This is a genomic window from Paenibacillus sp. NEAU-GSW1 (assembly GCF_009737085.1).
GTDB lineage: Bacteria > Bacillota > Bacilli > Paenibacillales > Paenibacillaceae > Pristimantibacillus.
This window is the reverse complement of sequence record NZ_WOVL01000029.1, coordinates 63,277-69,450: the sequence shown is the minus strand read 5'-3', so window position 1 is coordinate 69,450 and position 6,174 is coordinate 63,277. Positions and strand designations below refer to the sequence as shown.

Genomic DNA, 6,174 nt, shown 5'->3' with positions numbered 1-6,174 from the left:
CAGTAATTTGGTAACAGTATTTTCAAGTAGATCATTAAATGCATTTTCGGGTATATTAATCATCGAGTAGGGTCCTCCTCTTGGTGATGTCGCAATCCCGAGGATACCCTACTTTTTTATGTTCTGGATAGACTCCAGATCATGGTACACAGACTATTTTACGTCACCCGCTGTCACTCGAATAACGCTGTCCCGCAGCGTTATATCGTGAAAAAGTAGCTAGTCTTGCACAATAACGCTGCCCCACAGTGCTATTTGGCATAAAGCAGGTGTTAGGGGCACGCTGTCACTCGAATAACGCTGTCCCGCAGCGTTATATCGTGAAAAAGTAGCTGACCCCGCCCAATAACGCTGCCCCCCAGCGCTATTTGGCGTAAGGCAGGTGTTATAGGCACGCTGTCACTCGAATAACGCTGCCCCGAAGCGCTATTCAACAAAAAATGGGCTCCGAGTGAGCCCATTCTCGCCCAACCGCTATATGCGCGACCGGTTGTACATATGGCTTGCCATGAAGCCGAATGCCGCCAATATGGCGAGCAGCGACCCTGCTTGGAAAAACGCGCTTCTGCCAAACGCTTCAAAGACATAGCCGCCGGCAGTACCGCTAATAAATCCGGCTAGCCCGGTCCAGACGACAGCGTATACCGCCTGCCCTGAGGAGCGGAATTCGTCCGGAATAAGCTGTGATATATAGCGAAGCGCGGTGGAAAAGTAGATACCGAACGTGACGCTGTGCATGAGCTGCGTCACGATAACAAGACGCGGATCGTCTAAATCGCCGAGAAGCCACATTCGGATGGCGTACATGACGCTGGCAACGGCAAGCAGCGGCAGTTCTTTAAAGCGATGGCCGTATTTGCCGAGCAGAAACAGCACAGGTATTTCGCTTGCCGCAGAAGTCAGCCATGCCAGGCCGATAAGTGAGTCGCTGGCGCCAATTTGGCGGAGCGTAACTGCGAGAAAGCCTTCGTACATCCGATGCGAAATAGAAACGAGCAGCATAACGAAGAAAAAGGTGACGACCGAAGGCTTACGCATTAATTGGAAAAAGCCTGAAAACTCGATTTTTCGCGAGCTCGTTCGATAGTCTCTAAGCAAGAACGATAATATGATCGTAATCGTAATGGTAACCAGTCCAATCGGCAGCGTCCATTCTGAGCCTACGGCTCGAAGCAGCCATCCGAATGCGTATGCCGATACAGCAAAGCCTAGCGAACCGAATATGCGTATAAGCGCGTACGGCGTTCCCGTATATTGGCTGGACAGCAGCACAAGACTGTCGCTTAGCGGGTTAATTGGCGTTTGGAAGAAATAGAAAGCTGTCATAACGACACAAATGATTGCAAAATGCTCTACAGGGAATAGAAGCGACAGCATCGCAAGCTGTCCGAACAGAAGCAGCGTAAGCAGCTTTTTAATCGTTTGAAATTTGTCGCTTGTCCATCCGAGCAGTATATTGGCGAAAATGGATATAAACGGACCAGTAGCGTAAATGATGCCGATCTGGTGCTCGGAAAAGCCCTGATCCATAAAATATAAAGGGATGTACGACACAAGCAATGCTTGCGTGGAGTACGCGGAGAAGCTGAACGCTCTTAACGCCGTCGTCTCTCGTTTAGCCGCGGAAGCGCGGGCAGCGCTCATTTCTGTAGTTTTTCTCTCATCAGCGAGATCCATGTCGACTGTTCACTCCAAATCTGCAGCCTATTGTTGTTAAATGATTTTGTAAATCAGTATAGCACGAACTGCTGGATTATTGTTTGTCGAAATGGTACATTAATGTTTGGAGGTTTTGTTGTGGGGACGTATCGTTTTCAATGGAATGAACGGCTTCGCATCTCGCTTCCTGTGTTAAACGATGAATGGGAGCAATACGATGCAGCCGAACAGGCTCAAATTATTGAGCAATGGGAGCTTATTCGCGGAACGATTCCGGATCGAATCTTCCAATTCGAACGCATCATTCGAGTGAAGCAGAACGAATTGTTCGAGGAAGAAAGCTTTACAGAATCATGTCGAATTAATTCCGAAATCGCCGAGCTTGCCAGCCGTATAAATGATCTGCAAATTTGGTACAGGATCAATCAGGAGCTGGAAACTCGCATGCATATGTGATGATCGACGAGGAGGGGCTTGAGCTTGCCCGCACCGACATTATTTGGCATTCGGGCGCCCCGCAGCCCTTTGAAGCTAATGTATCGCGTTTATAAGTACATATTGCCGGAAGTGGAGGCCGAATTGGGCAAACTGCGACGCAAAGCGGAAGAAATTCCGGATCGTGAACTTCGAAAGCAGGCGCTCGACAGCTTATCCAGTAAAAAATTCCACTGCCAAGGCGGGGCCGTGTATGCGTGTCCCAATCTTGAACAACGGCATATTCTTATTCCGTTAATCGTTGCACTGCAAACAATTAGCGATTATTTGGACAATTTATGCGATCGCAGCACTTCGCTTGATCCAGACGATTTCCGGCTGCTGCATCAATCTATGCTTGATGCCGTAAATCCGGATGCGCCTATGAGAGACTATTATGCGCTTCGGGACGAGAGAGATGACGGAGGATACTTGCATAGCCTCGTCTCAGCCTGCCGGCGTCATGTGAAGCAATTGCCTTCATATGGCAGCGTACAGCCCTTCGTGAACGAGCTTGTTTCCCTTTATATCGATTTGCAGGTGTACAAGCACATACGCAAAGAGCTAAGGGAACCGCAGCTGCTGGAATGGTGGAGCATGCACAGGAATCGGTATCCGGAGCTGAAATGGAATGAGTTCGCCGCCGCGACCGGCTCGACGCTTGGCATGTTTATGCTGTTTTTGGCCGCGAGCGGAAATCGCCTGACGTCTGACGATGCGAAAGCGATTAAACACATCTATTTCCCTCACGTATGCGGACTTCACATCTTGCTAGATTATTTAATCGATCAAGAAGAGGACCAAGCCGGAGGCGACTTGAACTTCTGCAATTATTACGACAGCCGTCAAATGCTGGCCGAAAGAATCGGATGGATTGCGGGACGCGCTCGTGAGGATGTCAAACAATTGCCCGCATCACAGTTTCACCAGCACATCATTGAAGGCTTGCTTGCGCTTTATTTGTCGGATCCGAAAGTCAAATCGCAGTCCGAGGTGCAAAGCGTAACTCGCAAGCTGATGAAGAACAGCCCGCTTACCCGCCTGTTTTTTTGGATCAACAGCATATGGATTCGCAAACAGCAGGCTTAGATATAATTTTATCGTTTTGGAGGAATGACAATGTCAGCAGTAAAATCGATCGCAGTATTAACGAGCGGAGGAGATTCCCAAGGGATGAACGCCGCGGTTCGCGCCGTTGTCCGCAGCGCGTTGTTTCATGGTATTGATGTATATGGCGTCCAACGCGGTTATCAAGGACTCATTAACGACGATTTGCGTCAAATGGACCTTCGCAGCGTCGGCGATATTATTCAACGCGGCGGAACAATTCTTCAAACAGCCCGCTGCAAAGAGTTCATGACAGCGGAAGGCCAGCAACGCGGCGCTGATGTATTGCGCGCGCGCGGCATCGACGGCTTGGTTGTAATTGGCGGAGACGGTTCCTATCAAGGAGCGAACAAACTGAGCAAGCTCGGCATCAAGACGATGGGTCTGCCGGGTACGATTGATAATGACATTCCATTTACTGACTATACAATCGGCTTTGATACAGCTGTAAGCATCGTCGTTGATGCAATCAACAAAATCCGCGATACGATGTCCTCGCATGAGCGTTCGTCTATCGTTGAAGTTATGGGCCGCCATTGCGGAGACATTGCGCTCTATGCCGGTCTTGCGAGCGGTGCGGAAACGATTATCGTTCCTGAAGTGCCTTATGACTCGAAAGAGGTTTCGGAGCGGATGAAAGCAAACTTTGCGAAAGGCAAACGGCATAGTATTGTCGTAGTTGCTGAAGGCGCAGGAAAAGGCGAACATGTTGCAAGCGAAATTTTGGACGGCTGCGGCATGGAACCGCGCGTAACGGTGCTTGGCCACATTCAGCGCGGCGGCGCGCCTACTGCGGCAGACCGGGTGCTGGCAAGCCGACTTGGCGACTTTGCGGTTCAGCAGTTGATGGCTGGCGAGTCCGGCAAAGCATGCGGCATCGTTAAAGGCGAGCTGATTACGACAGATATCGACACTGTCGTCAATACGAAAAAGCCGTTCAACATGGAGCTTTACGAGCTCGCGATCCGTTTGTCCCAATAATGATGAGTAAGCGCCGGAGCCTAGCTCCGGCGCTTTTTACTCTTGCTTTGTTTAAATCCCGTTTATAATAGTGCTGTATTCTTCATCTATTGCTGCAGTCAGAAACTAGAGGGGGATAACCGGCATGGTCAAAATAGCGGTCGTTGACGACGATCAACATATTCGCAAGCTCGTCGCTCATTTTTTGCAAGCGGAAGGATTTGGAGTCATGGAAGCGGGCAACGGGATTGAGGCGCTGGCTTTGATGGAGACCAATCGGGCTGATCTCGTCATAATCGATGTTATGATGCCGGAGATGGACGGCTGGGAGCTGTGCAGAGAGCTGCGCGACCATTACGGCGATTTGCCTCGGCTTATGCTCACAGCCAAGGGAGAAACGGCGCAAAAGCTGAAAGGCTTCGAGCTTGGCGCCGACGACTATTTAGTGAAGCCGTTCGAGCCCTTGGAACTGATCGCCAGAGTGAAGGCGTTGCTTAAGCGTTATAAAATTGCGTCTTCGCAAACCGTACAAGCGGGAACGCTTACGCTGAATAAGGCGTCTCATACGGTATCGTCACATGGAGAGCTAGTGACGATACCGATGAAGGAGTTCGAGCTGCTGTTCAAGCTTGCCAGCTATCCTGCGCAATCATTTTCTCGCGGACAATTGATAGAATCGATCTGGGGATATGATTTTGAAGGCAATGAACGAACGCTAGATGTCCATATCAATCGGCTTAGGGAGCGGTTTCCCGAAGGTGAACACGGTTTTCGAATTATTACAATCCGCGGACTCGGTTATCGTCTGGAGACTTTCGAATGAAGAAGCTGTGGAGGAAACTGGAGACCAAGCGTTGGTTTCAAATCTCGAAAGCGATAGTAGCGATCATCACTATATTAGCGGCGTTAAGCGGAAGCTGGACCGCCGTTTATTACGGCACCAGCGCCCTGTATCGCTGGATCGGTTGGCAGCCGGATCATTATTGGGAACAAATGATCAATATGTTTCTCGGCCTTGTATTGCTCTTTGCAATCATGCAGATCATTATGCTGTTTGTCGGGCACAGGCATGTAGAGATTAGCCGATCCTTGACCGAAGCGATGCGGCGCATTGCCAAAGGCGACTTCAAAGTCAGGCTGGAGGTCGGCAATCAGGACCGCGGACCGTTCGAGCATATTATACATGAGATCAATCATATGGCTGTCGAGCTGGACGAAATGGAACAGTTGCGTCAAGAGTTTATTTCAGACGTCTCGCACGAGATTCAATCGCCGCTAACGTCAATAAGCGGATTCGCCCGCGCGCTTCGCAACGAACAGTTGCCTAGAGAGATGAAAGCTGAATATTTGCGCATCATTGAAAGCGAGAGCATCAGACTTTCCAAGCTCAGCGACAATTTGCTTAAGCTCGCCTCGCTGGAGTCGGATAAGCATCCGTTCGAACCGAAACGGTATCGTCTGGATCGGCAGCTTGGGAGCCTTATATTAGCCTGCGAGCCGCAATGGGTGGAAAAGTCCATCGAAATGAATGTCGATTTGGACGAAAATTTTGTTGTAGCGGATGAGGATTTAATGAGTCAGGTCTGGATTAATTTAATAAGCAATGCCATTAAATTTACGCCCAACGGAGGAACCATTCATATTGAACTGCGGCTACTGGACGGAGCGCTTGTTTTTAAGATCCAAGATACCGGCATAGGGATTTCGGAAGAAAGCCGCGAGCTCATCTTCCAGCGTTTTTATAAAGCGGATAAATCGCGCAATCGCAAAGCGGGCGGCAGCGGCCTTGGTCTGTCGCTTGTAAAAAAAATCGTCCAGCTGCATAATGGATGCATAACAGTTGAGTCCACGATTGGCAACGGCGCAACGTTTAAAGTAACGCTTCCGCAGAAAGCAAATGAAGAGATAAACGGCACTTAAGCTAGAAATAAAGCCGGACCGATGACGCGATGTGACACATCAGCGCGTACGGTC

Annotated in this window: 6 protein-coding genes; 5 read left to right on the top strand and 1 reads right to left on the bottom strand. The window is 49.7% G+C overall.

The window, feature by feature from the left end; translation table 11 throughout:
* Window positions 1-474: 474 nt before the first annotated feature.
* The gene (locus GOM71_RS19790; protein ID WP_253944939.1) at window positions 475-1,677 is read right to left on the bottom strand and encodes an MFS transporter; all 1,203 of its coding nucleotides are present in this window, start codon (window positions 1,675-1,677) and stop codon (window positions 475-477) included.
* A gap of 120 nt (window positions 1,678-1,797) precedes the next feature.
* On the opposite strand from GOM71_RS19790, the gene GOM71_RS19785 reads away from it, so the two are divergent.
* The 5 genes from GOM71_RS19785 to GOM71_RS19765 all read left to right on the top strand — a co-directional run bounded on the left by GOM71_RS19785 (window position 1,798) and on the right by GOM71_RS19765 (window position 6,120).
* On the top strand, window positions 1,798-2,115 hold the full coding sequence (locus tag GOM71_RS19785) for a hypothetical protein (protein WP_367649714.1): 318 nt from the start codon (window positions 1,798-1,800) through the stop codon (window positions 2,113-2,115).
* A gap of 78 nt (window positions 2,116-2,193) precedes the next feature.
* The gene (locus tag GOM71_RS19780) at window positions 2,194-3,222 is read left to right on the top strand and encodes a tetraprenyl-beta-curcumene synthase family protein (RefSeq protein WP_156284191.1); all 1,029 of its coding nucleotides are present in this window, start codon (window positions 2,194-2,196) and stop codon (window positions 3,220-3,222) included.
* Window positions 3,223-3,252: 30 nt separating this feature from the next.
* Window positions 3,253-4,221: a 6-phosphofructokinase gene (gene pfkA, locus GOM71_RS19775; RefSeq protein WP_156284176.1), complete on the top strand. Its 969-nt coding sequence runs from the start codon at window positions 3,253-3,255 to the stop codon at window positions 4,219-4,221.
* A gap of 124 nt (window positions 4,222-4,345) precedes the next feature.
* Complete coding sequence (locus GOM71_RS19770; protein WP_156284174.1) at window positions 4,346-5,023, top strand: response regulator transcription factor; 678 nt, start codon at window positions 4,346-4,348, stop codon at window positions 5,021-5,023.
* A complete protein-coding gene (locus GOM71_RS19765) occupies window positions 5,020-6,120 on the top strand; it encodes a sensor histidine kinase (protein WP_156284172.1) in 1,101 nt (366 codons plus the stop codon). The genes GOM71_RS19770 and GOM71_RS19765 overlap by 4 nt, the downstream gene beginning before the upstream one ends.
* Window positions 6,121-6,174 lie beyond the last annotated feature (54 nt).